This is a genomic window from Lysinibacillus pakistanensis (assembly GCF_030123245.1).
GTDB classification, from domain to species: Bacteria; Bacillota; Bacilli; order Bacillales_A; family Planococcaceae; genus Lysinibacillus; species Lysinibacillus pakistanensis.
The window spans coordinates 2,390,716-2,417,533 of the sequence record NZ_CP126101.1 but is presented as its reverse complement, the minus strand read 5'-3'; the positions used below and the strand labels follow the sequence as shown (position 1 = coordinate 2,417,533).

Sequence of the window (26,818 nt, the reverse complement as noted above, 5' to 3'; positions counted from 1 at the left end):
TGTTTGAAAAAAAATCAGCTGATGAACGACTGTGATTAGCACAGTACAAACAAATCAACTGAATTGTCATTGCTGGTTGACTATTTATTTTCCACCCATTAAAAAAAGTGTTGTTCGCATTGTCACCTTTGAGTAATCAGAAGCTGACAATTTACGAATAACACCTACATGTACACCTGCTGCTTTCGCTGCTACAATTGCAACAAAACCTTTCGCCATTTCTTTGACCATCACTATGGAATTTTGGGGACTCTCTGCATTGAACTGCATTTCTGCTTTTTCAATATCAGCACCCGTCAAATTTTCAAAATCTAATACTAGTTCTGTATAAGTTACATCTTCTACAGTAACAGGGCGAGATAAAGTAATTAACTTTTCTAACCCTTCCTCTTGCACTTCGCTTTGATTTTTATTTAAAACTACTTCATTTTTAGTCATCTAAAATGCCTCCCTAAGATAATCCTAAATTTTTTCGTACTTCATCCATCATGTCTTTACCGTTTACTCTATAAACGCCATTAAATTTATCAAATTCAATGGTTGTTTTACCATCGATCATAATTTTGATGTAATGCACTTCAAATTCATTAGCTGTTTCTGTAGCAGCTGCTACGGCAAATTTACCTGGTGTAAAGTTGAGTGGTACACAACGTGTCTTTACAACAACTTCCTGTTGAACATACCCTTTCAATGGATCAAAAAGTTGTTGATTACCTCGAAAGTCCAATGCATGTACTTTTGGTTCTGCTAATTTCATAGCATCTGCTGATAATGTACGCCAGTTTAATTTGGTTGTTTGTGAACCGAAATGTCCAATCACAGGAGCTGTTGATTCGCCGTATATACCTGCACCTTTAATGGTTTCAGATAATGCTTCGAAATTTGGTAGTTCGACATCAACAACACCTAAATAATTTGTCGCATCTTCCCATGCTGTGAAGTTAGTTAAGATTTGATCAATTTTTTTCATCGATTAAGCCTCCTATGCAAATAACGTTCCGAAATATGATGGATCAAATTCAAATAAACCGCGAATCTCGCGCGCTGGTGTTGCTGGCGTGATAAACAAGTGGAACTTATAAATACCATCAATTAAATCTGTTAATGGATTTTCCTCTTGTAAGAATTCCACACGTCCACCCAAGATGAACTGACGTGCTGCTTTGCCATTTAAGTCAATATTTTTGCTATCCACAATATTATCAATAAGTTTTTTATTGCCTGGCTTATCCGTTTTTTGCCAATACGATAAAATGAACTGATTTTGCTCATAAATAAAGACACGTCTCACAGAGATAAACGCGTCTTTCGGATCTGTATTACCTGGATAGCAACTTGTACGATGTCCCCAGAGTTTCCAGCCACCTATGAAATTAAGTGAAGTAACGATACCTTGACCATTCAGGTAATTGGCTTGTTCTAAGCCAAGTAAAATCTCTGTACCATCCTCCAATACAGCTGCATCCATCTGTAAATTATTATTTGATGCTTCGTGATATGGATAACCTTCATTTTGAGCATCAACTAAGTTAAACAAACTCGCTGCTTGTGTGGATTTATGATATTGAATTCCACCAATAGAACATTTTGGCCAAAAGACCTCCATATTGGGATCATCTAAATTATTCATATTTTTATATTCAGGTACTGCTGTATAGTCACGTACTTCTGAAGTCGGAATATCCACAAATGTTTTTGCTTGAAACAGACCATTAATATTTTTGGCCTTCGCTTTTAGTACAGCCGCAACAAGTGGATTTGTAGAAAATTTTGGCGAAATTAAAATACCAGGTATTTCACGGAAACGTGGAAATACTGTATTTATTAATTCAATGCCTTTGTATGATCCGTCTAGTGAAACCCCACCTACAATATCAGCTGCAGTCACTAACGATGCATCTAATCGTTCAAATTCCACAGTTACTTCATTTGCAACACTTGTATAAATGTGTAGCTTTCCTTCGTCATCGAACTCCAATTCGTAATCTGTTTTATCAACCGTATTTGTTCCATTTTTCACAATAACCTTTGATTTTAATACACCATCGGCTTGTAATACACCTTCCCCTTTTGCAATTCCTACAGTTTCAGAACCACTAACGGCATGTTTGTTTGTATCAAGTACATTAATCATAACTAATGGTGAAACGGCAAATAATGCAAAATGTGAGCTAATAGCCTCACAAATTGTATATTTATTAAAATCTGCATTGTAACCCATTTTTTGAACTGCTTCGCTGTACGTATAAGCCAATTCTGCTCGATTCACAGCTTTTTCTGGCTCATCTAATAGATGAATAGGAGCTGTTCCAAAAACCACCGTCAGGCCTGCTGTAGATACCACAGGAGGGATGATAGATGTTGGCAATTCATAGCTATATACTCCGTGTTTATATCCAGCCATTATTGATCACCCTTTCCAGGTCTAAAAAAATTAAACACTTTATTGTAATAGCGATGTTCCAAAGTACCCTTTTGCTGTATACGTGCTTCAGTTTCAGCTATTTTATCAATCGCTACAAAAAGTTTTTCAATCTCAGAGCAATCTTTAATAAAAGTTTGAATATGTGGTACCTCGATAGATTCAACCACAGTATATCGAGGTAATCCAAGCAAATTTGGACCTACATAAATTTTTTGTGGAACTGTTTCTTGATGAACAGCAATCTTTTCTTCAGGTGCACTTGGTACAACTGATTCTATTGCGCCAGCGACCTGCTCAACTGTTGTTTTTGCCTCTTTTTTAATTTGTTCATTTGCCACGTTAATACCCTCCTATATATTGCATCGACTGGCTTTCAAAGCTTAGACGCATTACCCCATAGTAAAATGGATGCGTTTCACCGTCATCATCGTTCAAGGCACAATCGATTTGATATTTCATCTTGAAAAACTTTGCTATGATTGGATTTTCATTCAGGTCATTCCAAATATGTTGTATACAAGAAAGTACATCATCATAGCCTTGTCCTTCGTATCCTTCATTTTTAACACCAATATATATATTTACTGCTGTATCTTGGTCGGAAACATTTTCCTCTTTGCTAAAAGTATCAATTTTGACCACACAAAAAGGAAACACATCATCTTGCGTTTCCTTTGTTCCCTTAACCTTGACACGATTATTTGATCTTTCAGGCACCTTATGCCGAAAAATATTAAATTTTGTGGGTACAGTACCAGCTACTTGCAAAGGGAAATCTTGTAAAGTTTCTCCCAAACGATCAATTAATCCATCTAATAAATCTAATGCGGTTGACAACTAATTAGCCCCCATTCTACTTAACAAGCGATTAATTTCATGAGTTCTACGAGTTTCATAGGTGCTATATGCATCTTGGTTAATCTTATTGACTATTTTTTCGTTACCAATCATTTGGGGCACAGATGGACCCATTAAACGGCTAATTGGTAATCGGGCCTTGCCATCACGTTGGAAAACCTTTGTTCCGTTAATATTAGCAATGAATGCACCTAGTATTTGCTTGGTTCCATTTTTTTTAACAGCAATTTTAAGTTGGCTTTTACGTTTAGGATTGGCTGTCTTAGGCGACACTTTGAACTTATCTAAACCTATTAATTTACCACTCGATTTCACTTCAGCTTGTAATTTAGAAGCACTAGCTTTAAAATCCTTAAGAGTTGCTTTTATATCCGCTGATTTAGCATGATAATCCTTTCTAACTTCTTTCGGAACATTGGCCTTTATGTTAGATACAGATCGATTTAAAGCATTGGCAATAACATTTGGTGCCTTATGTTGTAATTCACCTAGCCGTTGCCGAATCCTTTGTAATTCAGCATCATCTATTGTGATTCGCATACTCATGAGTTATTCCTCGACAATGCAATTTTTAACATACCCATATTATCACTTACGTTTACAACCATGTATTCATGGCCATTAAAATCCATCATACTTTCAGCTTGTGGAATTTCGTCAAAATATAAGCTTGCTACATAGAATACTACATCATAAACAGCAACTTGATATTTCTTGTCAGCTGGAGAAATCATATCAGTGTCTAGCACTACATTCATTTCTATACCTTCAATTATCGCCTTTTCAGCAAATTCATCTTCATCAAGAAATACTTCGTTAATATCTTCTAAGAGGCTCGCCTTGAAATCCATGTAATCACCACCTTATTCAGGAATCTGATCTAAGAAATGATTCTCTAACTCATTTTGGATGATTAATTCAATTAATTTTTTCTTACCAATATTTCCAGCAAACTCTAACCCTAATTCTTTAGCATCATCTTTTAAAACATCAGGTTTAAAATGTTTGTCCAATAAGTCTGCAACTTCTTGGTCTGTTAACTCATCATCAGATTCAATGTTTCCAGATTCTATTTGATCATTCATGGATGGAAAATGTGTATGCGATGATTCAGAAACACCTTCAGCAACTGCAGCACGCAAATTAATTAATCTTTGAGCAAGTTTTGTATCTTCAACATGTAACAAATCATTTTTTTCATAACGTACACCATCGTGTTTAATTCGTTGTAGGGCTCGTAATTTCATTAAAAATCCCTCCTATACAACTGTGGCTACAAGCCAACTGTTTACATCTGCAGGCTTTGGTACAGGGCGAGCCGAAATACGAACCATGAACGTTTCATTTTCACGATCAGACCATGTTTTTGGAACCAAACGGCCTTCATATGTTGCAAACTTGTCTCCCTCTTCCATTTGTGTAATTGCACCATATGCGAATCCGCCTGAAGCTTTTTTACCCATAAGCACCTTATCTATTGGGACATATGGTTGCAATTCTTCGTTTTCGTCCTCGTAGTAATCGTCATATGAATAAATTTCAAGACCTAAGCCTGGTAATTTCCCAATAAACGTTACTGCATCTGTTTGAATGGATGGTTGAATAAGCCCTAAATTGATGTTTAATTTATCAAAAAGTTCCTTAATTTTTGGATTATTGATAAATGCTTCAGCTGCTTTTTCACCTAAGATGACAATATCAGGTGAGATCCCTGAATTTTTGATAATTGCTTTTCTCCAAGAAGAAAGATCGTCATAAGGATTAGCTTCAGCATGTGTCCATAAATCTGTACCTGATAATATTTCTATTTGGTCAAACTCATAATCAATGTGTTGCTCCACTTTTTCAGTTAATTTATCATTAGCATAACCACTTAGATCAACGGATCCCTTAAATAAAACTTGTCCAGACATCCATTCTTCGCGTCTATCAATAGATTCACCAAGTTCTTGTAAATCAGTAGCCAATAACTCTTTTTGTCGTTGTGCTGGCGTTTTTGTACTAAATACATTTTCACCAATTGAACGATTACTAATATCATCAATCGTCATAGCACGTTGTGGAGCAAGACGTGGAGCTTTGATTTTTTCGGTTTTAAATCCATCACGTTTAATAGTGATTCCGCCAACTCTTGGTGCTACAAATGGAGCCATCCTGCGTTTTCCCTTTTTGTAATCAATTAATACTTCCTCAGTTACAAATGTCTCTGTTTTAGGAAAGAATGTATCACGCAAGAATGTATGCACCTTTGGCATGCTAATAATAGCTTGTAATAATGTTTGAGTTTTATATAAATAATTCATCTCGAATAACCTCCGTTTCTTAAAGGACTGCCTTTAAGTAAATGCCTTTCGTACGTAATAATTCTTCGTGTTTTTCAGATGTATCTGTTCCCCCAAAAATTAAAGCTTTTCGGTTAAATGGTCCTGAAATATAGACTGTTGTTACAACATCTTCTGTACCTTCAACACCTGTGTCTATATCATCTGTTAAAATAGCATCAGCTGTAATGTTTTGAGCCGAATCAGTAATTACAAATAGCCCTGTTGGATTTTTACCAACTACGGTGCCACGTAATAAATTCCCTTGTCCTCCTGCTAATTTTACGCTTCCTACTTGCACAGGGAATGACACATCAGCAATTAAATTATCTGGCACATACTCGCCAACTTTTGAACGTAAGTTACCCATCTTATTGACCTCCTTTCCAAATACCAACAAAGCTTGCCACAACATCAGCATCTTTTTCTTGGCCTGCTACAGTTTGATTGCCTGGTACTTCATTCAAAGGCTCAGCATCTTTTTGTACATTTTGTAAGAAGTTTGCACCTTTAGCCTTTTCAGCTTTTACAATAGCAACTGCCAACTCTGCAGCTGTTGAATTGTTTTCAAATTTAGCAGCCTGAACAAGATTTTCATTTCCTGGTGTTGCTAATTCTTCAATTTCCTTAATTCTAGTATTCTCAGCTTGTTGACCTTCTTCAAAGCCGATATTTTTCACTTTTTCATATAAGTCTGGATGTTCATTCTTTAATTTATCTAAATCCATTGGATTGTCCTCCTTGTTATTTTCAAGCTTGTTTGGTGTTGGTGGTGTAACGCTATTCATTGTATTTAACGATTTATCTTTTAACAGTTGATTCCTAACTTTATCCAGAACCTCTTGAGGTAATTCACCATTCACCAAATCAGAATGATTAGTATTAGCAGCTGCACTTTTTTCCTGTTCAAACATAATCTTATCGATAAAACCATGTTCAAGAGCTTGTTGAGCTGTCATCCATGTTTCGTTATCCATCATGGTTTTTAAATAGGTTTCGTCTTTGCCAGTCTTGGCTGTGTATGCATTCATAATTGATTTGTTGACGTTTTGTAAAAAGTCACTTGTCTGATCCATTACTTGATAGTCGCCAGCTGCTGATGTTGATGCATTATGAATCATCAATTGTGCTGTTGGTGACATCTCAACGACTGTTCCAGCCATTGCAATAACAGATGCTGCACTTGCTGCTATACCCACAATTTCAACTTTGACATTACCTGAAAAAGACTTTAAAGCTGTATAAATTTCTGAAGCACTAAAAACAGATCCTCCACCACTATTAATCAACACTGTAATGTCAGTCGTTTGATTTAACATAGCTTTATTAATGGCGTTAGACACCTTAGTGGGGCTAGTTGCTGGAATACCAAACCAATCATAAATCCATTGATCACCATCGTTAATGATTGGTCCTTTAACACTGATTTTCATTCTATTCCACCTCCTTTCTAATCTGTAGATTCATCATCGTTACTTTTTGTATTATCACTATTGATATTAATGTTTACAGGTGCTGCAAACCCTGCTGTTCGTCTTGCTTCTTCTTCCATCACACGTAAGGTATGATTTGCGAAGAAATCACCACCTGTTAATTCAGTTGTTTCTCGTGTACGTGTACTGAAGCCTGCTTCCACTCGTAAAATTGCAGCCTCTACTTCTTTTTTAGGATCTAATTGCCCTTGTGTAGGTCCATTCCATTCAGCACCACAATAGGCTTTACGAATTAATGGATCATCAAAGAATCCTGGCGCATATATACGACCTCTTGCAACTGCTTCAGTTAAAAATGCTTCATACACTGGCTGGCAAAAATCATTGGCCAACCAATCACGTCTACGTTTGTACATTTTCCAAGCCTCTAATAAAGCCCCTCGTGATGCTGAATAAGAAGATGTGAAATGTTTCATCAATACTTCATACGGAATTTCAAGAGCTGCACCTATTTGACGACAGACAGATGTAACAAACCCGTCAAAGGCAGCGTTAGGACGACCAGGATTAGAATCTTGTATAGATTCTCCTTCGTTCAGATAGTTCACTAAACCATTGCCAATTTCCACTGCACCTTCATCTTCTGGATCTAATAATTCAGCAGGATTAATACCATCAAAATCACCACTATTTTCAGGTGCTTTCGATGTGACAAAAATGGTATACATACCCGAAATAACAGCTGCCATGAGTTCAGCTTCACTGTAACGTGCCAACTGCTTCAATGATTCAAATACTGGCGCTAAAATTGGTACTCCACGTCTTTGTTCAGGTCTTTCCATTTCCATCAAGTGTAAAATATTCGGTCTGCCAGTTTTCTTGCCCGATTTTTCAATACGTTCCCATTTGTTCTGTCCAGACATTGAAGAAGATGAGTGATAGTGTGCAACATGGTATGCAACAACTTCGCCTTTAAAGTCAATCTCAACACCATTGACTATCTTTTGATCCAAAGAAAATAAATTTTGTGGATTGCAGATTCTATCAGCTTCAATGATTTGTAAACAAAGTTCATACGGTGTATTTATTCTTTCAACCATGGGCAGGGTTACAAACACATCACCACTCATTAATTGCGACAAAAAAACGAGCTGCTGTAGCTCGTTGAAATTGTTCATTCGTGTAATATCACAATTTACACTTTCTGCCCAAAATGCAAATTCACGTTCAGTAATTGTTTCCCATGCGTCTGCTTCTTCAGGTGTCATATTCAAATATTCATAATCAATACGCGAATTTAATTTAAGACCTTGTCCTACTACGTTTGTTACAGTACTTCGTAATGCACCTGTCGCAATCGGAGCACCCATGAACAAATCTCTCGATCTTTTTCGTAAGACATCTACATTTTGTTCAATATCCTCTAATGCAGAACCTGAAGCAATTGACCAACCTTTTAAACTTTTCTTTTCAACACTTGCCCCATGGTTACCATAACCTTGGTTTAAGATGTTAAGATGTATCCTTGCTTGTGTACGTTTTAAGGCACGTGCAGGGCTGATTAGGCTTATAGCTTTGTCCAGCATATTCATTGATTAGGTGCCTCCCTTCTATAAATCACGTGGTACAAAACGTTTTGCACGTCTAACTGTTTTACCTGATTCTTCAATTTTGCATACAGCTACTTTACTGCTCCAATAGTCAATTTGTTTTCTGATCTCAGATAAATTTGCATATGTCAATGTTCGAGAACCTAGTGAGTAACTTTGACCTTTTTTAGATACTTTTAATTCAGCATCCAACCAAGAGTCTAAATGTTGCTGTGCTATTTCTAACGTAATCATTTCACTACACCCCTTCTTCTTCTGCGCCTTCTGACAGGTCTTGTAACCGTTGCAATCGAATACTCTCTTTCAAAGTTAGGGTTTATGATTTCAATTGCTGCAGTATTATAAACACGTAAATCGAATCCTTCATTTCTTGCACGAATTTTTACCCAAACTTGATATGGTGTACCACTTTCATAACGTGTTTGAAGTTTCTCAGCTGTTAAACTCTTGAAATATTCTCTTTCATACCCTCTACCAATCGGGAAATGACAGTAGTTAGGACCAAACTCTTCAATACCTAAACTAGACATGACTCTCGATTTACCATCATTTACACCAAGGGTTACTAATAAAGCTTTCAAAGGTTTCGGTCTTGATGTTGAAGCAATCAATGGCACATATTCACCTTTTTTGGCACTAGCCCCCTTAATAGCATAAATGGCACGTGCTTCACGTGCTTTACAGAATCGATATACTTCTTGTGTGAAGTGACCACCACTATCCATACATGTACAAGTGATACCAAATCTTGTTCCATTTTCTTTGGTCCATGTCTTTTGAAGCCATAAATCTAATTCGTTCCATATTTTTGGTTCTTTCAAATCCCCATGAATCACATGATATTCTATCCCCCATGATTCACGATCTATGCCCCATCCTACAACTTCGATTTCAAATCGATCATCCTGCACATCGACAGCTGCAGTTAAAACTTTTACGCCATCTGGAACATCTGCTTCGTATTCTTCACGCCTGTTATAAATGATTTCATCATCAATCTTTTGCCCTTCTTCTTCCCATGTTTCACCAAGTGAAGTATTGGTCCAAACTTTAAGTGCTTCAGTGCCTTTTCTTTTGGCTCTTTTAAAAGCTGTGATGATTTCACGCCATCTACGCCAAGGAGAAAGCAATTCATTTAAGTGAAAACCTCTGATAGTTGATTCTGCAGTTGCTACCCATTCGCCTTGTTGGTTTTTCCATTCAAACTCATTACTTAGATGGCCACAGTATAAACATCTATGTGACTCCGTTTCAAAATCGATTTGTTCCCATCTCAATGGCTGTAATTCTTCACATCTCGGACAGGGCAAGTTGTAATATTCTTTTGTACTCAGTTCAAATTCCGTTTCGATTCGTGAAGCCCCTTTAATCGTTGGCGTTGAAACTTTAATTTTTTTTCGATTATAGAAGTTATTCGTTCGCTTTTCTGCTAAATCTAATGGATCTCCTTCATCTCCAGCACTAACAGGATAACGATCAATTTCATCTGCTAATAATACGCGAATTGGTCTTGCTGCTAACGATGAAGGTACATTTGCGCCACCCATGGCGATAAATCCACCAGGAAACGATTTAAACATGATGGTATTTGAAGAATCTCTGGATTTTGTTTCTCCAATCCTCTCAAATAGTGTTGGTGTATCGCGAATCATTGGTGCAATACGTTCTTTTGAAAATTCCTTGGACTTTTCACCACTTGGTTGGATGAAAAGGATAGGTGAAGGGTCAAAATCTATAAAATAACCAAGTGCATTTAGTAGTATTTCAGATTTACCTACTTGTGCTGATGCCATAATCACAATATCTTCTGTGTATGGATCATTAATTGCGTCCATAATAGCCCTTTGATAGGGAGCTCTTGACGTTCTCCATTGGCCAGCCTCTGCAGAAGATTCACGAGATAACTTACGATGTGCATCAGCCCATTCCGAAACAGTGAGATTAGGTGGTGGAGCTAATGCTTGCTTTGCTAATTGCTGAAATAACTTTTTTGAATCAGCTATCGTTTGCATTACTATCACCAGGACTTTCAACGTAAATCTTATCATCACTCTTTTCGTAGAATACATCAGGATCATAATTGGATAATTCCTGCATTAATTCATAAATTTCTTCCTTCAACGTCTCTCTTACAACCATGATTTCAGTTACTCCGATAACTTTAGGTGCTGCCTTTGTTGGAAAGGCTAATAATTGTGAACGGAATCGCGCCAACATATCATTCATGACTTCTTTTATATCTTCAGATCGATGCAATTCACCAGCCATTATTTTATATTCCATTTCTGACTTCATACGTCTTGCTCGTGTCCATAATGTATCTTCTTTTAATTTATTTAATTCATCTTCAGTCTCAGCCGTTGCCTTTGAAATTTGGAATTCAATGTATTTTTGAATAGACTTCGGCAAATCATATTTACCTCTACCTATCTTCACTAATGCATTCTCTTTGTCCAACTGTCTGATTCGTGATGTTGAGATACCTAAAATTACAGATAATTGAGCTTGACTAACGGTTTCAACAGATTCATCTAAATCCTTTTGTGTCAAGGCTTCAACCCCCATTTCACATTTATTTCCCAACCTCAAAATGACCGCAACCGTTAACGACCTTTTCGATTTACTAACTGAGCAATCCATGGGCTCGAATGCACCCGCATAAAAGGTAAAACTTTGGAAGAACCTAAGATAATTTTCGTAATTGTTCACACAATTAAAACAATTCACTTTAAGCTTAGAGCCTCATGGTTTCGCGCCACTTTTTCATAGGTTGTATAACTTGCTCCCTTCACTCTTAACGGGCAACTGCTTGACACTAACCCTCTGAACGCAACATATCTTTAATACTGTTGAATTAAAAAAACACGCTCAAACACCTGTTGCATCAACATTCCGTAAATATTTTTTATTTCAATTCACAATGCGACTCCGTTATGTAGCATTCGTTATTATTTGAAGCCATGTATTCAGTATTGATAGCCATAAAAAAGCACACCTCTTAGTAAAGGTGTGTCATCTTATCGTCTAGATCATCTTGTCCTGCTCCTATATAGAACAATGTTGTTGTTGGTTTATCATGGTTAAATAGCTTTTGTAATGCTCCAATGTCTTTATACTTTTGGTAAAAGGTATACCCAAATGTTTTTCGTAAGCTGTGGGTACCGATTGGTTCGGTATATCCTATTGCCTTTGCAGCATCCTTTAGAATTTTGTATGCAGTAGTTCGATCAATAGGTTTAGCTTTTCCTGTTCGTGTCTTTATTCTAGATGGAAACAAATATTCAGTACGTCTTTTATCCTCACAATATTCGTTTAATATTTTTCTTAGAGCTGGCGTTATAATAATACGTTTATACTTACCAGTCTTTTGTTCTTCAATCATTAAGTGTGTGCCCTCCACATCTCTAACACGAAGATCTAGTATGTCGGATATACGTAAACCAGTGTGAAGACCAGTCATAAATAATACATAGTCACGTGTACTTCTGTTTTCAAAGTATCGTGTGAATTCCTCTAGCCATGCTTTATCGCGTATAGGTTCAACAAACTTCATGGAATAAACCACCCTTCATCTTCAATTTTCCCTTTTATTCTTGAAATCGTACGGGCAACTGTTCCTTTATGTATGCCTAATACTGAAGCTATCTCTTCATGTGTATAGCCATTGCTGATTAATTGTAAGATGTCCTTTTGACGGGTCGTTAAATTTCCGGTTATGGCCTGGAGAATCTGTCCTTTTTCTTCCTGCGTTACTTTCACTAAATCAGCATTTTCATCAGCGACCACCTCATACATGCTCATATCATTTGTTGCTTGTCTACGCTGTATCCAGTACGGTTCAAAAGGTATTTCACGTTCATAAGCCGCTCGCCGTTCAATTCCTCTTGTTACGCAAGGGATATGACCTAGATTCATATACTGTAAACCGTAACTGACGTTTGAAAGCCAATACTTCATGGTTTTAATATCTTCTTCAATTAGTCGAACAGCTTGTATTTCATCTGGTGTCAAACCGCACAAATTATCAGTAGCCTCATCAGACTTAGCAATGGCTTCTCTTTTTCGTTGTAATTCATCTAGAATAGTCTTAGTCATACGTTTAGTGGCCCTATATTCATTTCTTAAAGCTCTCAAACTACTTCACCGCCTTAGAAAATTATTTTACTGAAGTATCGTGGGGGTATTTTCATTCAAATAAAAAGAGGACAACAAAGGATGGCAACGTTTTGCTGCTATCCTTTGTTGTCCTCCAGTGAGCTGGTAGAACTTATAAAATATAATTTTCTATTTTTTCTAACTCTTTTCTTAGCCCAAAATGCTTACTAAGTATCATTGTAGAATCCATGATTAAAAAATTACATTGATATTGAATAAATTCATCCCAATTACCATAACTATTTAACTCTTTTGATTTCCCGTGTACTTCTAATGATAAAATTCTATAAATTATTTCATAATAAAAAGTCTCATCAAGATACTCACACAACAGTTCAAAACTAGAATACTTTTTTCCTTCAATAGACTTACTATAAAAATTCGGAATTTTACTAAATAAATCCACCATCTTTCCTTCTGTTAAAGTGTTATATCTATTTATCATTTCTTCAATTGAACCATTTTTTAAAAATGGTGTAATTGCTGATACAATAAGTTCCTTTCTAACTATTTCTCCCTTTTTTTCCTTAGAATTTATAACATTCATTATTTTCTGGATTTCTAATTGAGTCCATAAATAATATGCTTCTGCCCTGTTATTAACATATTTTCTTCTCTCAAAAATATATTTAATGTAAATATAGTTTTCATAGATAGACCTAAGCATACTTGGCGCACCTCTATACTGTTGCTGCGAAGTCAACAATAAAATAGATTCAGATTTTTCAAGAATGTCACTATATAACATATCAGTAACTAAAAGTTTTTCTTCTTGATTTTCATTCTTTATTGCATTTAATTTTTCTTTAAATTTGTATCCTAATTTAATATACCGTTTTAGATTATTCACAATTCTTACCTCCATTTCAATTGATTCATTCCAACTACTTTATTTGATGTTCACTATAGTTCCTATTCCTTCTTCAGGCGTGCTGATTGTAATATGTATAATAATGAACTAATACTTTTCTTTATAGTATTCTTTGAACTCAATTTTAAAATCATCAAGGTACTCTACACAGTATTCTTCGATATTAAAGTAAACTAAAGCCCCAATTGTAAATACTTCACTAATCGGTCCTAGAACAAGAAAGTCTTCATCACCAGGTTCGTATCCTGGATTTGAAATTTCAACAGAATAAGATATTCTGCAGTCTATTTTAATAGGTACATAACAATATTCGTCGGATTGTAAAATTTCTACATCATTATCCATACTCACATCAATTATTTTCTCTATATATGGTTCAGTACCCCAACCTTCTAGAGATTCAAAACTAAAACTTCCATTATAGAAAAAATCATCAAGAAAATTTTCAAACCCATGATTCATTTCTAACTTTTCATATACATACTTAGTTATAATATCTTGAATTTCAGTAATCCCATCGATCGTAAAATGATATAAATAATTAAATTCAGTTAAAAAGTCTTTTATATTTTTTTTATACTTAATTACACCATCTAATGTATCGAAATCTTCATGGAATAAATAAGATTTTCCATTTAGGTCCTCTACTGCAAAATCTTTATTGTTATTTGAAATAAAATAAATATTACAATTTCGATTTTTTAATGCAAAATCGTAAATCGATTCCCAGATTATTGCATCTTTAAGTTCTTCTTTATTATCCCTAAATGGCATCTTTGTTAAATACATTCTTTCTAGTGCCTTTTCATATGCCCTAGGACTTGGAGTATATATTTCAAATATTTTTTTTATTTTTTTTGTATATTCTTCAACTAATTGTTTTTTCAATAGTGCAATATCTATTTTATCAATATGATTAGTATACTTGTTAACCTCATTTATTGCATTTTGATATGCATTTAACGATGACCTTATTTTATTTCTGTAATGCTTTTCTATTTCATAAAAATTTGTTTGAGTCAAATATAGTTTAAAATATGTATCATTAAATACCGTTGATTTTGCATTAAACAAGTCAAGGAAATTTCTTCCTGCCATTTTAAAGTCACTTTCAACGATATTCGTATCTAAAAAAATAGCGATTTTCAAAACACTCACCCACATCTCATTTAACTTGTCTTAACTGTACTTGACGCGCAATAATTTTTTTATAAGTGGAGAAATTTGTATTCATTTCATAATTTAATTTTTAAATTACCTTTTCATTTGCTCACCATTTACGCCTACTCAATACTCTTCACACTTTGCACAAATTTCGATATATTCAGTTTCTTTTAATTTTTTTAACTCAAAAGTTCTTTCTCTTTTTCTTGAATTAGATTTTCCATAACAATTATCATTAATTGAATTCTTTTCTTTGATTTTGAAAATGCCCGATATAAAAACACTAACATTAAAAAACAAACTGAAATTCCAAATAAATAGGGTAAAATATCATTTAACAAATTAATTATTTCTAAACCACTATCGTTATTTTGCTGATTGGAAAAGCTGCTAGTAAATTTCTCAACATTAATTCCCTTAATAAGAGATGGTATGATAATTGAAGTCAAACCACCAAGAAAAAAAATTGAAAAAAATCTTTTTAAAAAGGTAGACATATTATTTTTTTCATATAACTTTATATAATTATAAATAAGATAATAATTACTTAAATTAGGGCCTAAACGCATCTTAAGTTTATCTTTTATAATTAATAAATTTGATATTAAATCATCAGTTTCATTATGATTTTTTAATAAATCAAACAAAATGACATCTGGTTGAACTTCTTCACCAGCCCAACTAAATAGACCAATTCGTCTTGTATTAGTTTTTTCATATAACTTGTATTCATCTTTAATTATCTTATTATTATGAAAAACCATATACTTTCCAATTATAGTGATAGCTATCAAGTAAATACCTATTTGGAAAATAATCATGCCAATTGATTTATTAAAATTATAAGTAATTACGCTGCTAAATAACCACACTATAGTGATAAATACATTTTTAATAGTTGAAATCATTCTTATACTCCTCAATTTGATATATCAAAAGTATTATATCATTTAGAATTACATATTTGTAACCAATTCCCTTACAGTTAAAACTCCTCACCTTCATCAAATTCAACACGCTTCACTTTCCCTTGATAGGTAACTATCTTAGTCTTAGCGTGTGCTGGTAGCTCAGAAAATTTTGCAATACCATCTGACAAGACGATGACGCAGTTTTCAGGTAGTTCCATGATGTCAACTTGTAGCAGGCCTTCGTTTGAAATTTCTAATTGTTTTAAACGCATAAATGCTTCCCCCTTATGCTATAATGGTTTTACTGGTAGCAAGGGAGAAGCCTTTGTTATTGAAGAGCTATGGTTGCCGCCATAGCTTTTTTAATTGCTCATGATCATATTGTTTAGAAATTGATAGCACTCCTCTTTTTCGCTAAAGCATTCATGCAAGTCTTCATTTTCAATTTCATAAAATTTATCTGTTTTCCGAATGGTGTATTTATCGATAACAATTTCTTCATTATCACTAAGTTGGTACAGTGCCATGTATACAGGATCAAAAGAAGTGCCAATAATTTCATAAATATTTACATTATCCATCTTCATCATCCCTCATTTCCCCTAAGTTAGATTTTTCTCTTAAAAACATTTTTTGTATTAATGGCATTACTGATAATCACTAGACGACGTTCCAGAGACAACGATAACCATTTTCTAAATTTCATTTACCTGTTCCTCCTCTTCAAAATTACAACTCACCATAGGTTTTTAATAGCTGCTTGTCTGACATATTGCGTAGCATTTCCTCGGCATAATTTTTACGCAGCATGATAATAGCAATGATCTCCTCACGTTCTTGCTTAGACAATCCCTCTCACCCCTTTATGCTGATCTAAACGATGCAAAATATATTGCCCTGCAGCTGCATGTCCAAGATAAGCAGGAAATTGTACGATGGTTTTGCGGTGATCAATTAATGAAATTTGAATATCCAAATCAGCGAAATACATCACTTTAGTCAATAGTCGATGTGCCTCCGTAATGGCTCCTATACGTTCACCAAATTTCTCACGGTGCAATACACTGACTTCCAGTGGATTACTAGCAAAGTAAAATGCATATTGAGCAAAACTTTCTACGACATATAGCTTAATGTGGCCAATCCCAAGCACGTTACGCTCTGTCATTTCATGAACAGCAGCCTCATCATAGATCAGCTCTAGTAATTTATTTGAATCCTCCACTAGATTAATTTGTTGTGTAGATACAGCCCAAAATACTTGATGGGCAAGGCGGCACAATTCAAACTCTGTGGCATATTCCAATATTTCCTTTACCGTGATTATTTCATTCATTTCATAGTTCCCCAGGAAATATTTGATAGACGGCCAGTGTCTTTTATATAGGCTGCGGATACAGTACCAGTTGGTCCATTACGGTGTTTGGCGATAATGAACTCCAAAATATTTTTACTTTCGGATTCCTTGGAATAGTAATCATCACGATATAAAAATGCTACGACATCTGCATCCTGTTCAATATTGCCTGAGTCTCGCAAGTCACTCATTACAGGTCGTTTGTCCTGGCGTTGTTCCACACTTCGATTGAGCTGGGATAAACAAATAACAGGGCAGTTAAACTCCTTTGCCATTTGTTTTAAATCCCATGAGATTTGCCCAATTGCTTGTGTTTGATTGTCTCGTGGGTTGCTTCCTCGAATGATTTGCAAGTAATCAATCAAAATAATTGGCTTTTTACCAGGATTGGATTTGATGATTTTACGAGCTGTTGCACGAATCTGAGGTACTGTCAGCCCTGCACGATCATCAATTTCGATATTGGCATTGTCAATCATGCCGAGTGTTGACATCCACTTTTCTTTTTGTCCGTCTGTAAAATATTCAAAGGGATTACGCATCTTTAAGCGATTAAAATTCCCTGCTGTTGCAATCAGTCGATCAATCAAAGTTGTCCGGCTCATTTCCAGTGAGAAGATAATCGGTAAAAAGCCATTCCATCCAGCATTAAGCGCAAGATGATTCATCGTGTCTGTTTTCCCCATAGAGGGTCTTGCGGCAATAATAGTCAGCTCTGCATCTTGAAAGCCGTTTAGCATTTTATCCAATTCAAGTAATCCTGTGGGTACACCTGTTTTAACGTTTTCTTGCTCGAAAGGCCGATTTGCCATTTGCATTAAATCTGCTTTGATGCTCGTATTTGTACTGGTGTGTTGAGTTGTTAGCTTATCCAATGCCTGTTGAATCTCTGCAATGCCCCAATCCTCTTGCTGTGCTTGCTCCATGATTTGACGTTTTGAACGCTCTCGCCAACTTTCAAGCACAATGTTTTGGTATTGCTCGTAATTCGTTCCACTAGCAAAATTGCCAAGCTCTGCTAGATAATTTGCCCCACCAAGTTCTATCGGCTCTCGTGTAGTCAGCAATGTGATATAGTCAACTGCTTTACGCTCACTGACAAGCTGAAGCATGCTGGAGAAAATATTTTTGTGTACCTGAGATGAAAAATGGGCAGCCTCTAAGTTGCTATCTGCAATCAAATAATTTTCATGCAGCATCGTGCCTAGTAAACTTTTTTCTGCTAGCTCAATGCTAATGTTTTGTAATTCCATTACAGATCCTCTCCCTTGCTAAAATCTAAATCCAGTGGACCAGACGAATTATGCTGAATGGGTTGTACGTTTTGTGTTTCGTTCAAGTAACCTTCAAATTTCGTAGCATTGAACAACGTATCTGGGCGTAAGTATTTATTCATCTCAGGGTTGTGCAGCCACTGCTTGACCTTTGTATCAATCACACATTTGAAATGCTCTAGCGTATAACCATCTGCAAGACGAGCATTGATGAGTCGCTTCGTAGCTGTCGTTGTTGCTTTGAAATTTTTAAGAGCAGTTTGGTTTAAGTAACCAATAATTTCATGTACAATGTCGAGCTCCTCGACAATATTATTTTTAATACTCTTAATATCTTTGGTTATTGGTGGGGTCAAAGTGTCCCTACTAGATGGGGTCAACTTGTCCTCATGTGTGGGGTCACTTTGTCCCCATGTGTCAGGACATTTTGTCTCGTTCGAAGGGTCATGTTGTCCCATCGTTAAATAACCCAATTTTGTATAATTCAGCCGATACCATTTTGTCTTGTCGATCTTGTATTTGTTAAATTCATCTGTGGAGAAAATATAGCCATCATCTTCTAGCTTCCTAATTGCACGCTTTATCGTTTTTTCAGACCAAAATGGAAACTCATTTTGCCATTGCTGATAGCTGTTAAAAACCCACTTATGACCATCATGAATATGCGCAGAAATAAGCGTTTTAAAGTGCAATTGCTGTAGTATAATCGCCTCATTCAATCCCACCTTAGCAGCTAAACTAGGTAGAACTTGCAAAGGCGGCTCATTGATGAGTAAATTCATGCATCTGCCCCTCCTTTCCATGTAGCCACAAAGTACAAAGCATCTTGAAGCTTGCACTGTGGTACATCTCGATACGAATCCACTTGATAACGTCTTTTTATTTCCCGGTAAATGGACGCAAAACAGGCGGGACGACGGGCTTGAACAGAGCACAATTGATCAACACGCTCAGTCACTGCCTGTCGTAGACGTTTCTGTTCTCCCGTATGTAGCGTAACTCCTTGTAGCCGTAGCTCAATTTCTTGGACACGTTGCTCCAAAGCTAAAAAACGCTTTTCGTCATAGGGCAATGAAACAGGCTGCTCTTGCTGCAAGCCTTTAGTGATTTGGTAGTACTGTGAAACAAGCAAGTTATAAGCTTGCCATGCTTTTTCACTGTTGAGCGATTTTGCTAACAGAAATGCACCTTCTTCGGTCCATAAATACAACACTGATACGAATTTAAGGGTGGCGTCATTTTGTCGCCCGCCTTTAAATTGTTTAAGGGCTTCACCAGTAAGTGCAAAATAATGAGCACCTTCTTGAAAATGCTCCTTGTTTCGTTGGAAGTTACGCATTAATGACTTACTATCTGCTTGATACACCTCAGCAATTTGCGCTGTTGTTAAAACCTTTTTATCTGCATGCTGAATCTCCATCAAATTCATGCTACTTCCCCTTTCACAAGGGTAACGACAAATTGTCGCTACCCACTTGTCTATACTCATAGTTGATATTTAGCTAGATAATTGATATAATTTTATTAATTGATATTTGACAGTCGCTTACTCGCATGCCAGTGCTTGTAAGCCTTTTTTATGCCTTTTTTAAGGGTGGCGTCATTTTGTCGTGCGGCTTTATAAATTGCCATAAAACGATCCACTGGCTCTTTCGCCAGCCATTCCTTTACATTGATCTTCACTTGAATCACCTGCCTTTCCGATGCATTCACATCATTGGACTCACAAGCTTGTTGCTTATGAATCCTGTGACGAGAACGAATCAAACAGCTTTCAATGGATTCTCTAAATCTTCCACTAGATCTATAGCATCTTTAATAGCATTTACTCTACCCTTTTGTGCAAAATAATCCTTTTGATTGCTCATATACAAACAGCTATCGAAGGCTTCCGCTACATCGACCGCATAATCCCGTAGTAACTCTTCCTCTTGTGACAAAAATGTACGTAGTTTCTCTAATACTTGTTCCATGTAAATTCCTCCTTTATTGACTTATATACAGTTCTTGTCCATAATAAAGGGACAAGATTTTTATTAATTTTTTGAACTGATCACCGTCCAAAGTTACAGTTCAAGCATGATGCAGGTGCTATTGCGCTTGCATTTTTTTCTTGTCAACTTTCCGAACAGCTAACAATTGAACACCATCTACTTCTGCAAAAAAATGCTCATATTCAAACTGTGGAGACATTGAAGGCTCACTACGAATCTCCTTTACACCTTTCGTTAAATGCTGAAAATATTCATACGTCACTTGCACTTTGAAGTTTCCATCATGAAAATCTGTAGATAATATCCCAGCCTTCTGTCCCATTTCCTGCTTTTCCTTTAGCATTAATAACAAATTCCCCATCTCATAATTTGAATAACACATATCAAGATTAGCATTTGCTAACCTATGAAGCTTAAATTTAGATGTTTCAAGATAAACCAGAAATTCTTTAATTTTCTCCATCTCTCTGTCACCACTTTCAAAATAATGATGTTTCTTTATCCAATGTAGATTTTGTATAATCTACTTTGTTTCCATCTTGGAATCCCTTTTGATAGGCTGCTATTTCCTCAATAGGTGGAATCTTGTAAGATAGTCCTTTTTTGTGTCCAAATCTCTTATCATATTCCTGCTTTACTTCTGCTGGGAGTAATACCATTAGACCGTATTCTTGCTCCATTGCTTTTACTTGTTCTTCAAATTTCTCTTTCAAACCATTCAAAAAACCAGTAGTATATGAATTTTTTAATTCAGTAGTTAACTTTTTTGTTCTATAGATTTGGGTGCTATCGTAGTAATCGTTAACGAATTTCTGAACGTAAAAACTTAAAACATCGTAAGCTAGCACGTACATTTCTTTAGCAAGGGCTACATCACTTTCAAATCCCATAAACATAATCGCTCTTTTCTTTTTTGTTTCACCTTTGATGATTTTATTGTTGTAGTACCAAGTAACTCTAAAATTCCGTGTGATAATATTCGCTAATTGACGCTCCCACCAATATAGGGTTTTATGAGCTGTTGCCTGTCCTTCTGATACAGCTCTATCATTCTCTCCTTCTTCTAATTCAGATGAAGAAATATCATATTTAATCATCAATTTTTGAGCCATCATAAATGCAGTCTGGCATTCTTCATCATTTTGTTGATCATTTGCTAGAGCCAACAATCCTTTGATTTTTTCAATAATTGAATCATTTCTCTTCGTCATTTTTTCACTTCCTCTGCAAACTTAATTAAATAAACCAACAAACAAACCCACCAATAACTGGAAGCAATGTTTGTAAAATCGTAAGTCCATCCATTCCCATTAAAAATGCAACAGCAACTTCTTGTGTATTTGTCTGCTTGAACCATTCCATAAAGGTAAGGGCATCTGGAACTTTTACGCTATTCTCGAATTTCGAGATACAAGGCTGCGTACGATTCATACGATGTGCCAGTTCTTCTTGTGATAGCCCAGCACGTTCACGACAGGCTTGCAATATGGCTCCTATTTTCATAGTCTCACCACCTTCCACATTCCAAACTGGAATACTCTATTCAATTGTTGTGCGTTAAAATTTTTATATGAAGCTTCACCCAATGGATCGAAAATACTTAGTATTTGTATTGACCCATTCCGTATGTTCATCAATCCATTGCAATAATGCTTTTGATGGTATTAGTACCCTTCCTGCTTCATAGAACTTTGGAAAATCTGATCTTCCTAATAATGCTGATGCTTTTGTATCTCTAATGTTGAACAGCTCCATCAACTGCTGACGAGTCAACAAGACTGGCAACTCACGAATTAGTGGCTTTGGTGCAAATGCCTTTTCTAATTCTTCCCGAAACAACTGGCGAAATTCTTCTTTTATCTCCGCTTTAAACTCCTCACTATACATCCCCTCCCCCCTTTCCACCACTTATTACGAATAGCCCTACTAACAATTTGTTGCTACCACCACATCAGCTATAAAGACCCATTAACCTTTCTTTAAATTGCTGTTTTAGCAATTTTTTGTTCAAAAAAATTTTCTTCACTACACTTCAACATATTTGCTAATAAAGGAAGTTGTTCTGCTTTAAATAAATATGTTCCATTTTCATACTTTAAGTAAGTAGATGCATTCTTCATTTCCATTGTATCTGCTGCTTCTTGAAGAGTCATATTTAACTCTTGTCTGCGTTGCTTAACAAAATCTAAATTGAATACTTTCACTCTTATCACCCCACTCTTCCATTGCTATTTCAGCAACTTCTTAAATACAATATATCATTGCTGTTTTAGAAATTCAAGCATAAATTTTCTATTTTAGAAATTATTTTATTTCTAAAATGGAAACATGATATATTTAATATACGAACTCACTGAAAGTGGTGAAAATATGGACTTAGGAAAAAAAATAATTTCATTACGAGAAAAACGAGGTTGGACTCAGAGGGAACTAGCTAATCGAGTTAATTTAAACGTGAGTGTAATGAACAGAATTGAATCTAATGAAAGACCTGTTAAAGATAGCGAGCTATTAAATTTGGCAAACATATTAGAAGTTAGTACTGACTACCTTCTTGGTCGTACAGATATCCCTGCACTCACACCACAAGAAAAAGACGAAGCTGCTTTCCAAGCCTTCGCAAATGATCCAGAACTTAATGTATTTTATAGGGAGCTTCCTGAATCAGATGAGGAAGCTGTACGAAAGCTTCGTAACATTTGGGAAATTATTAAAAATGAGAAAAAATAGGACATGCTAAAGTAGCATGTCCTAAAAAATAACACAGATTGTAAATAATAAACATTATTGGAACCCCTATTATTTATCTGCCTATATAGTCTAAATATATAATTTTAAAATTATTTGATAAGTTAACTTTATTTTAAATGAAAGAAGGTATGTTTATGTCTAGGATGGTGAAAAAATCAAATGGTTTTCCTTTAAGATTCAAACAATATGTAAACAATTCAGTAGCTACTAATACTAAAAATAATATCAATTTTAGGAAGAAAAATGAGGAACTCAATGATTTTTTAAAGCATCATATACTGAATTATTCAAATGTAAATCAAACTATTATTGGAAGCTACCTTTTTAAATTATTACATAGTTCAGCATTTGATACTGCACTTTATCAAAATGAAAGAATAAATATTTTAAAGGATATTTATAATTATACAGAAAAGAATAGTGCTTGGTCCGATTTATGGAAAACTTCTAAATTCATTGAAGAACATGTATTAAAAAAGCATGGTGTTATTGATCATCAAGTTTCATCTGAAATTTTAGATATGATACGATTACACATGCCTTACGCTAAATTTATTGTGGGCCTAGAAAATGATTACAACCCAATAATCCAAACCCCACCTTTCTATATAACAGAAAAGTTATTAAATTACATTGAATATGAAAGTTCTATTGGAAGAAAAAAAGGGAGAGAACTTTTTACAATCCAAACACAAACAGTAGAATTTGCAAGTTACCTAGTTCATTCTTTTGGACTTTATAGAGATACACATATGGATTTATTGGCTCAAAATGGTCTAACCAATCAAACTGTGAATTCAATAAAATTGCCTCGTCAGTTAGCCGAATTTAATATGATGATTGAATTTATAGAAAATAATAGGCAATATACAATGAATCCAAATGGTGTAGTTATTGATTGTTATAATTGCGAAGATATTGATCAGGTAATCATAATTGAACAAAATGGATATGTGCTATGGAAGGTAATATTTAAACAAAAAGGAATTAGATTAAATCAAAAAGGGGATTTGGTCCAAGACGGTAATGGAGCTGAATATTGTGGGTACTTCTCTCCTTCGTATTTTCCACGAAGTACGTTCTCTGAGCATATTACACATATAGACTTTGAACTGGCAATATATGATTTCGTTATGGAATGTTACGCTGATATTATCTGTGGTACTGCTCTTATTAATGAATATTTCAAACGTGATGTAGTAAATGTAGGTTCAATAGCGATGCAAGATGACAAAATTACTGAGATTAATAGCAAAATGGGAATGCGCTTTATACCCCGAAAAGTCTATCAGTCAGTTAAGGAAAAAACAAAAACCAAAATAGAGTATGAACAAGAATTAAAGAAATATTTTATCGCGGGACATATCCGAAAGCTTCCCACTGGCCATTCTCCTAGCAAAGAAGCTGTTGCACATGCACAGGAATTTGGTATCGAATTACCATCAAACTATACCTTTGTAAGACCATATGAAACTGGTGAAGAGAAACTTAGAAGCCATTATACAAAAATATTATAATTCTAAATTATAAAAGCTAAGTATACAAAGATGTTTGGATGAGAGAATAAAGTAGCATAAAAATTTTTTTACATTTCAAATAGTTATATTTACACAAGACTAATTATTCACAATCATATCAACATAAATTAATATTATTGATTTAAATGATGGAGGTTAATGAGTTTGCGTCAAAAAAAATATTATTTAGCCAAAGTTAGTATCAGTGAAAATATCTTTTCTTCTATGGAGAATAGATATAACATTATTAATGAATATATTCCAAATGCAATTTTAAATAAAGAATCAGTAATTGAATACGATAAATACAACTTTCGAATAACAGATACCCAAGTGTACACATATAGTGGAGAAAAATATATAGCTGGAAATCTAACTAGGTCAACTAAAATGACAGCTACTATTTTAGAAGGTAATCAAACTAGAGAAAAAACGTTTGAAGATGTTAAAGCAGTCCCAGTTGATTTTTTTTATAATATAAAAAATGAAGTTGTTGCTTATAGAACTTGTACTGAAATAGATTCGGAAAAATTCATTGATAACTTCAGACAGATTATAGAAATAGACCATAGAGTTGGGGATATTAAATTAATTCCATATACATCTGTAAATAGTATTCGTGATTTTTTTAAAGAATTAGATGTTGTAACTGAAATAAATTTTAATCTAATCAAACCAAATAATCCTGGCTCAAAAGAATACTATGATTTTGAAAGAATAATAAATGATAATAATTTAAGGGCATTGGATATTAATATGTCAAATGCAAATGGAATAAAATATAAAAAGGAAAACTCTGATGAGTTTACTGATTCTATAGAAAGTGGTATATCATTAACCGAAAGCGCCTATGGTACGGTTGAAGTAAGAGGTTATATTGAAACTGAAATACCAGGTAAGCGAAAAAACAGGAAAAAGAAAAAGAAAAAATACAAGTCAGCTACATCTGCTAAATTTCCTCGGTTCTTTAAAACAAGAGAAAATGATAAAATTAGTATTCTAGGAAAAGTAAACGAAGAAATTAAAAGGTTATTTTTGTGAGGTGAAAACAATGCGAAAAGGGATGAAGAAAAGATATAAAGAAACTACATTTTTTGGCATGTTCAAAATTAGTGGACCAAAGTTAGTTTTTAATTTTACTCTCTTCAACTCCCTATTAGCTACATTATTCATCCATTTTATCTTAAGTGGTTATGAGCTAACTGAATTTAGTGTATATACACCTGAATTAGCAAAAGATTTTTACAATCGGATATCAGGCATGAGTGCTTCAATTTTTGGTATAGTGATAGCTGCTTTAGCAGTATCAATGACAGTTTTTAATCAAAAAATATTAGAGCCTCTAGAAAAAAGCAAATTGTTACATAAATTTCTGTTTCCATTTTGGTATTTAATTGTATTATGGGGGAGTATCATTCTTATTTCTACCATAGGACCATATTTATATGTAGTTGATACAAAAGTAATCACTTTTTTACCCTACCTAGTAATTTTTGAATTATGGTTATTCATTTATGCTTTGTTTTTTGCTATAAAAATAACTGGATTACTAATAAGATTATTTTTACAAAATGCTAAGGTACTTTAACTTTAAAGGAAACCCCACTTCAAAATAGTGGGGTTTTATAGTAAAATAAAATAGAACATTTGTTCCTATAATGATTTTTAGGAGATGTTGGAATGGTTTACACTACACATACAGAGAACTTTCTCAAAGCTTTATACAATCGAATGAATATTTTTTCTCCACAGCAGTTGAATTTTTCTACAATTGCTTCTCAGATAGGCATTCGAGTTTTCTATTGGTCAGATAAGAGCCAAGCGCTGTTTTATAAGAACAATTCATACATATTTTTAAATGATTTTCTTTCCACACAACAGCAATGGCAAGATTTTTGCCATGAACTGGCTCATGTCCTTTTACATACTGGACATCAAGGACGCATGTCTCCTCTATTTCGTGAGTATCAAGAGAACAAGGCAAACAACTTTATGTACCATGCCTGCGTCCCCTCTTTCATGCTGGATGAGATAGAGCCGATTAATCTCACTGTCGAATATGTGCAGCAGCAATTTAATGTGGAATATGATTTTGCCTTCAAGCGATTGGAACAATACTTCAGTAAGAAGAACTCATTCTGAATTGGAATAGACAATTAAATGACTCTTTTTTATAG

39 protein-coding genes are annotated in these 26,818 nt (G+C 34.8%); 5 read left to right on the top strand and 34 right to left on the bottom strand.

Annotation, left to right across the window (positions count from 1 at the left end):
* Positions 1 to 84: 84 nt before the first annotated feature.
* The 34 genes from QNH24_RS11695 to QNH24_RS11530 all read right to left on the bottom strand — a co-directional run bounded on the left by QNH24_RS11695 (position 85) and on the right by QNH24_RS11530 (position 22,577).
* Positions 85 to 438 (bottom strand): phage tail assembly protein, encoded by a 354-nt coding sequence (locus QNH24_RS11695; RefSeq protein ID WP_283872347.1) that lies wholly within the window; start codon positions 436 to 438, stop codon positions 85 to 87.
* 13 nt (positions 439 to 451) lie between these two features.
* Positions 452 to 970 carry a phage major tail tube protein gene (locus tag QNH24_RS11690; RefSeq protein ID WP_283872345.1) on the bottom strand — a complete coding sequence of 173 codons (519 nt, stop codon included), beginning with the start codon at positions 968 to 970 and terminating at the stop codon, positions 452 to 454.
* Between the two features lie 12 nt (positions 971 to 982).
* The gene (locus tag QNH24_RS11685) at positions 983 to 2,404 is read right to left on the bottom strand and encodes a phage tail sheath family protein (RefSeq protein ID WP_283872343.1); all 1,422 of its coding nucleotides are present in this window, start codon (positions 2,402 to 2,404) and stop codon (positions 983 to 985) included.
* On the bottom strand, positions 2,404 to 2,763 hold the full coding sequence (locus QNH24_RS11680; protein ID WP_283872341.1) for a hypothetical protein: 360 nt from the start codon (positions 2,761 to 2,763) through the stop codon (positions 2,404 to 2,406). Before QNH24_RS11680 ends, QNH24_RS11685 begins: the two co-directional genes overlap by 1 nt.
* A gap of 1 nt (position 2,764) precedes the next feature.
* Complete coding sequence (locus QNH24_RS11675; RefSeq protein WP_283872339.1) at positions 2,765 to 3,262, bottom strand: hypothetical protein; 498 nt, start codon at positions 3,260 to 3,262, stop codon at positions 2,765 to 2,767.
* Positions 3,263 to 3,829: a phage tail protein gene (locus QNH24_RS11670; RefSeq protein WP_283872338.1), complete on the bottom strand. Its 567-nt coding sequence runs from the start codon at positions 3,827 to 3,829 to the stop codon at positions 3,263 to 3,265. It lies immediately after the preceding gene.
* Positions 3,826 to 4,134 carry a hypothetical protein gene (locus tag QNH24_RS11665; protein WP_283872336.1) on the bottom strand — a complete coding sequence of 103 codons (309 nt, stop codon included), beginning with the start codon at positions 4,132 to 4,134 and terminating at the stop codon, positions 3,826 to 3,828. Before QNH24_RS11665 ends, QNH24_RS11670 begins: the two co-directional genes overlap by 4 nt.
* 12 nt (positions 4,135 to 4,146) lie before the next feature.
* Complete coding sequence (locus QNH24_RS11660) at positions 4,147 to 4,530, bottom strand: hypothetical protein (RefSeq protein WP_283872334.1); 384 nt, start codon at positions 4,528 to 4,530, stop codon at positions 4,147 to 4,149.
* Between the two features lie 12 nt (positions 4,531 to 4,542).
* The gene (locus QNH24_RS11655) at positions 4,543 to 5,586 is read right to left on the bottom strand and encodes a major capsid protein (RefSeq protein ID WP_283872333.1); all 1,044 of its coding nucleotides are present in this window, start codon (positions 5,584 to 5,586) and stop codon (positions 4,543 to 4,545) included.
* A gap of 19 nt (positions 5,587 to 5,605) precedes the next feature.
* Positions 5,606 to 5,974 carry a head decoration protein gene (locus QNH24_RS11650; protein ID WP_283872332.1) on the bottom strand — a complete coding sequence of 123 codons (369 nt, stop codon included), beginning with the start codon at positions 5,972 to 5,974 and terminating at the stop codon, positions 5,606 to 5,608.
* A 1-nt stretch (position 5,975) separates the two neighbouring features.
* On the bottom strand, positions 5,976 to 7,037 hold the full coding sequence (locus QNH24_RS11645) for a head maturation protease, ClpP-related (RefSeq protein ID WP_283872330.1): 1,062 nt from the start codon (positions 7,035 to 7,037) through the stop codon (positions 5,976 to 5,978).
* A 17-nt stretch (positions 7,038 to 7,054) separates the two neighbouring features.
* On the bottom strand, positions 7,055 to 8,629 hold the full coding sequence (locus QNH24_RS11640) for a phage portal protein (protein WP_283872329.1): 1,575 nt from the start codon (positions 8,627 to 8,629) through the stop codon (positions 7,055 to 7,057).
* An 18-nt stretch (positions 8,630 to 8,647) separates the two neighbouring features.
* Complete coding sequence (locus QNH24_RS11635) at positions 8,648 to 8,881, bottom strand: DUF6148 family protein (RefSeq protein WP_283872327.1); 234 nt, start codon at positions 8,879 to 8,881, stop codon at positions 8,648 to 8,650.
* Entirely contained in the window at positions 8,878 to 10,659 is a 1,782-nt protein-coding gene (locus tag QNH24_RS11630) for a phage terminase large subunit family protein (RefSeq protein ID WP_283872325.1), read from the bottom strand. The genes QNH24_RS11635 and QNH24_RS11630 overlap by 4 nt, the downstream gene beginning before the upstream one ends.
* Positions 10,643 to 11,197: a hypothetical protein gene (locus QNH24_RS11625; RefSeq protein WP_283872324.1), complete on the bottom strand. Its 555-nt coding sequence runs from the start codon at positions 11,195 to 11,197 to the stop codon at positions 10,643 to 10,645. Before QNH24_RS11625 ends, QNH24_RS11630 begins: the two co-directional genes overlap by 17 nt.
* Before the next feature lie 448 nt (positions 11,198 to 11,645).
* Entirely contained in the window at positions 11,646 to 12,200 is a 555-nt protein-coding gene (locus tag QNH24_RS11620) for a site-specific integrase (RefSeq protein ID WP_283872323.1), read from the bottom strand.
* On the bottom strand, positions 12,197 to 12,742 hold the full coding sequence (locus QNH24_RS11615) for a sigma factor-like helix-turn-helix DNA-binding protein (RefSeq protein WP_283872321.1): 546 nt from the start codon (positions 12,740 to 12,742) through the stop codon (positions 12,197 to 12,199). Before QNH24_RS11615 ends, QNH24_RS11620 begins: the two co-directional genes overlap by 4 nt.
* A gap of 172 nt (positions 12,743 to 12,914) precedes the next feature.
* A complete protein-coding gene (locus QNH24_RS11610; RefSeq protein ID WP_283872320.1) occupies positions 12,915 to 13,652 on the bottom strand; it encodes a DUF5677 domain-containing protein in 738 nt (245 codons plus the stop codon).
* A 108-nt stretch (positions 13,653 to 13,760) separates the two neighbouring features.
* Positions 13,761 to 14,822 carry a PIN domain-containing protein gene (locus QNH24_RS11605; RefSeq protein WP_283872319.1) on the bottom strand — a complete coding sequence of 354 codons (1,062 nt, stop codon included), beginning with the start codon at positions 14,820 to 14,822 and terminating at the stop codon, positions 13,761 to 13,763.
* 194 nt (positions 14,823 to 15,016) lie between these two features.
* Complete coding sequence (locus QNH24_RS11600; protein ID WP_283872317.1) at positions 15,017 to 15,745, bottom strand: hypothetical protein; 729 nt, start codon at positions 15,743 to 15,745, stop codon at positions 15,017 to 15,019.
* A 77-nt stretch (positions 15,746 to 15,822) separates the two neighbouring features.
* The gene (locus tag QNH24_RS11595; protein WP_283872315.1) at positions 15,823 to 16,020 is read right to left on the bottom strand and encodes an XtrA/YqaO family protein; all 198 of its coding nucleotides are present in this window, start codon (positions 16,018 to 16,020) and stop codon (positions 15,823 to 15,825) included.
* Between the two features lie 90 nt (positions 16,021 to 16,110).
* Positions 16,111 to 16,338: a hypothetical protein gene (locus QNH24_RS11590; protein ID WP_283872314.1), complete on the bottom strand. Its 228-nt coding sequence runs from the start codon at positions 16,336 to 16,338 to the stop codon at positions 16,111 to 16,113.
* A gap of 139 nt (positions 16,339 to 16,477) precedes the next feature.
* The gene (locus QNH24_RS11585; protein WP_283872313.1) at positions 16,478 to 16,597 is read right to left on the bottom strand and encodes a BH0509 family protein; all 120 of its coding nucleotides are present in this window, start codon (positions 16,595 to 16,597) and stop codon (positions 16,478 to 16,480) included.
* On the bottom strand, positions 16,590 to 17,084 hold the full coding sequence (locus QNH24_RS11580; RefSeq protein ID WP_283872312.1) for a hypothetical protein: 495 nt from the start codon (positions 17,082 to 17,084) through the stop codon (positions 16,590 to 16,592). Before QNH24_RS11580 ends, QNH24_RS11585 begins: the two co-directional genes overlap by 8 nt.
* On the bottom strand, positions 17,081 to 18,358 hold the full coding sequence (locus tag QNH24_RS11575) for a replicative DNA helicase (protein ID WP_283872310.1): 1,278 nt from the start codon (positions 18,356 to 18,358) through the stop codon (positions 17,081 to 17,083). The genes QNH24_RS11580 and QNH24_RS11575 overlap by 4 nt, the downstream gene beginning before the upstream one ends.
* Complete coding sequence (locus QNH24_RS11570; protein ID WP_283872308.1) at positions 18,358 to 19,161, bottom strand: conserved phage C-terminal domain-containing protein; 804 nt, start codon at positions 19,159 to 19,161, stop codon at positions 18,358 to 18,360. The genes QNH24_RS11575 and QNH24_RS11570 overlap by 1 nt, the downstream gene beginning before the upstream one ends.
* Positions 19,158 to 19,808 (bottom strand): ORF6N domain-containing protein, encoded by a 651-nt coding sequence (locus QNH24_RS11565; protein ID WP_283872307.1) that lies wholly within the window; start codon positions 19,806 to 19,808, stop codon positions 19,158 to 19,160. The genes QNH24_RS11570 and QNH24_RS11565 overlap by 4 nt, the downstream gene beginning before the upstream one ends.
* Positions 19,809 to 19,903: 95 nt before the next feature.
* Entirely contained in the window at positions 19,904 to 20,092 is a 189-nt protein-coding gene (locus QNH24_RS11560) for a hypothetical protein (protein WP_283872305.1), read from the bottom strand.
* A gap of 50 nt (positions 20,093 to 20,142) precedes the next feature.
* The gene (locus tag QNH24_RS11555; RefSeq protein ID WP_283872304.1) at positions 20,143 to 20,352 is read right to left on the bottom strand and encodes a hypothetical protein; all 210 of its coding nucleotides are present in this window, start codon (positions 20,350 to 20,352) and stop codon (positions 20,143 to 20,145) included.
* Positions 20,353 to 20,470: 118 nt separating this feature from the next.
* Entirely contained in the window at positions 20,471 to 20,836 is a 366-nt protein-coding gene (locus tag QNH24_RS11550) for a hypothetical protein (protein ID WP_283872302.1), read from the bottom strand.
* 16 nt (positions 20,837 to 20,852) lie between these two features.
* The gene (locus tag QNH24_RS11545) at positions 20,853 to 21,584 is read right to left on the bottom strand and encodes a DUF2786 domain-containing protein (RefSeq protein WP_283872301.1); all 732 of its coding nucleotides are present in this window, start codon (positions 21,582 to 21,584) and stop codon (positions 20,853 to 20,855) included.
* A gap of 25 nt (positions 21,585 to 21,609) precedes the next feature.
* Positions 21,610 to 21,876 carry a helix-turn-helix domain-containing protein gene (locus tag QNH24_RS11540; RefSeq protein WP_054549355.1) on the bottom strand — a complete coding sequence of 89 codons (267 nt, stop codon included), beginning with the start codon at positions 21,874 to 21,876 and terminating at the stop codon, positions 21,610 to 21,612.
* A 75-nt stretch (positions 21,877 to 21,951) separates the two neighbouring features.
* Positions 21,952 to 22,260 carry a DNA-binding protein gene (locus QNH24_RS11535; protein ID WP_283872300.1) on the bottom strand — a complete coding sequence of 103 codons (309 nt, stop codon included), beginning with the start codon at positions 22,258 to 22,260 and terminating at the stop codon, positions 21,952 to 21,954.
* A 92-nt stretch (positions 22,261 to 22,352) separates the two neighbouring features.
* Positions 22,353 to 22,577, bottom strand: a complete 225-nt coding sequence (locus QNH24_RS11530; RefSeq protein WP_283872298.1) for a helix-turn-helix domain-containing protein — start codon at positions 22,575 to 22,577, stop codon at positions 22,353 to 22,355.
* Positions 22,578 to 22,743: 166 nt separating this feature from the next.
* Here QNH24_RS11530 and QNH24_RS11525 point away from each other — a divergent pair, with 166 nt between their 5' ends.
* The 5 genes from QNH24_RS11525 to QNH24_RS11505 all read left to right on the top strand — a co-directional run bounded on the left by QNH24_RS11525 (position 22,744) and on the right by QNH24_RS11505 (position 26,783).
* Complete coding sequence (locus QNH24_RS11525) at positions 22,744 to 23,103, top strand: helix-turn-helix domain-containing protein (protein ID WP_283872297.1); 360 nt, start codon at positions 22,744 to 22,746, stop codon at positions 23,101 to 23,103.
* A 155-nt stretch (positions 23,104 to 23,258) separates the two neighbouring features.
* A complete protein-coding gene (locus tag QNH24_RS11520; protein ID WP_283872296.1) occupies positions 23,259 to 24,641 on the top strand; it encodes a hypothetical protein in 1,383 nt (460 codons plus the stop codon).
* Between the two features lie 165 nt (positions 24,642 to 24,806).
* On the top strand, positions 24,807 to 25,682 hold the full coding sequence (locus tag QNH24_RS11515; protein ID WP_283872295.1) for a hypothetical protein: 876 nt from the start codon (positions 24,807 to 24,809) through the stop codon (positions 25,680 to 25,682).
* Positions 25,683 to 25,692: 10 nt separating this feature from the next.
* Positions 25,693 to 26,229 carry a hypothetical protein gene (locus QNH24_RS11510; RefSeq protein WP_283872294.1) on the top strand — a complete coding sequence of 179 codons (537 nt, stop codon included), beginning with the start codon at positions 25,693 to 25,695 and terminating at the stop codon, positions 26,227 to 26,229.
* Positions 26,230 to 26,321: 92 nt separating this feature from the next.
* On the top strand, positions 26,322 to 26,783 hold the full coding sequence (locus QNH24_RS11505) for an ImmA/IrrE family metallo-endopeptidase (RefSeq protein ID WP_283872293.1): 462 nt from the start codon (positions 26,322 to 26,324) through the stop codon (positions 26,781 to 26,783).
* The last annotated feature ends 35 nt before the right edge of the window (positions 26,784 to 26,818 follow it).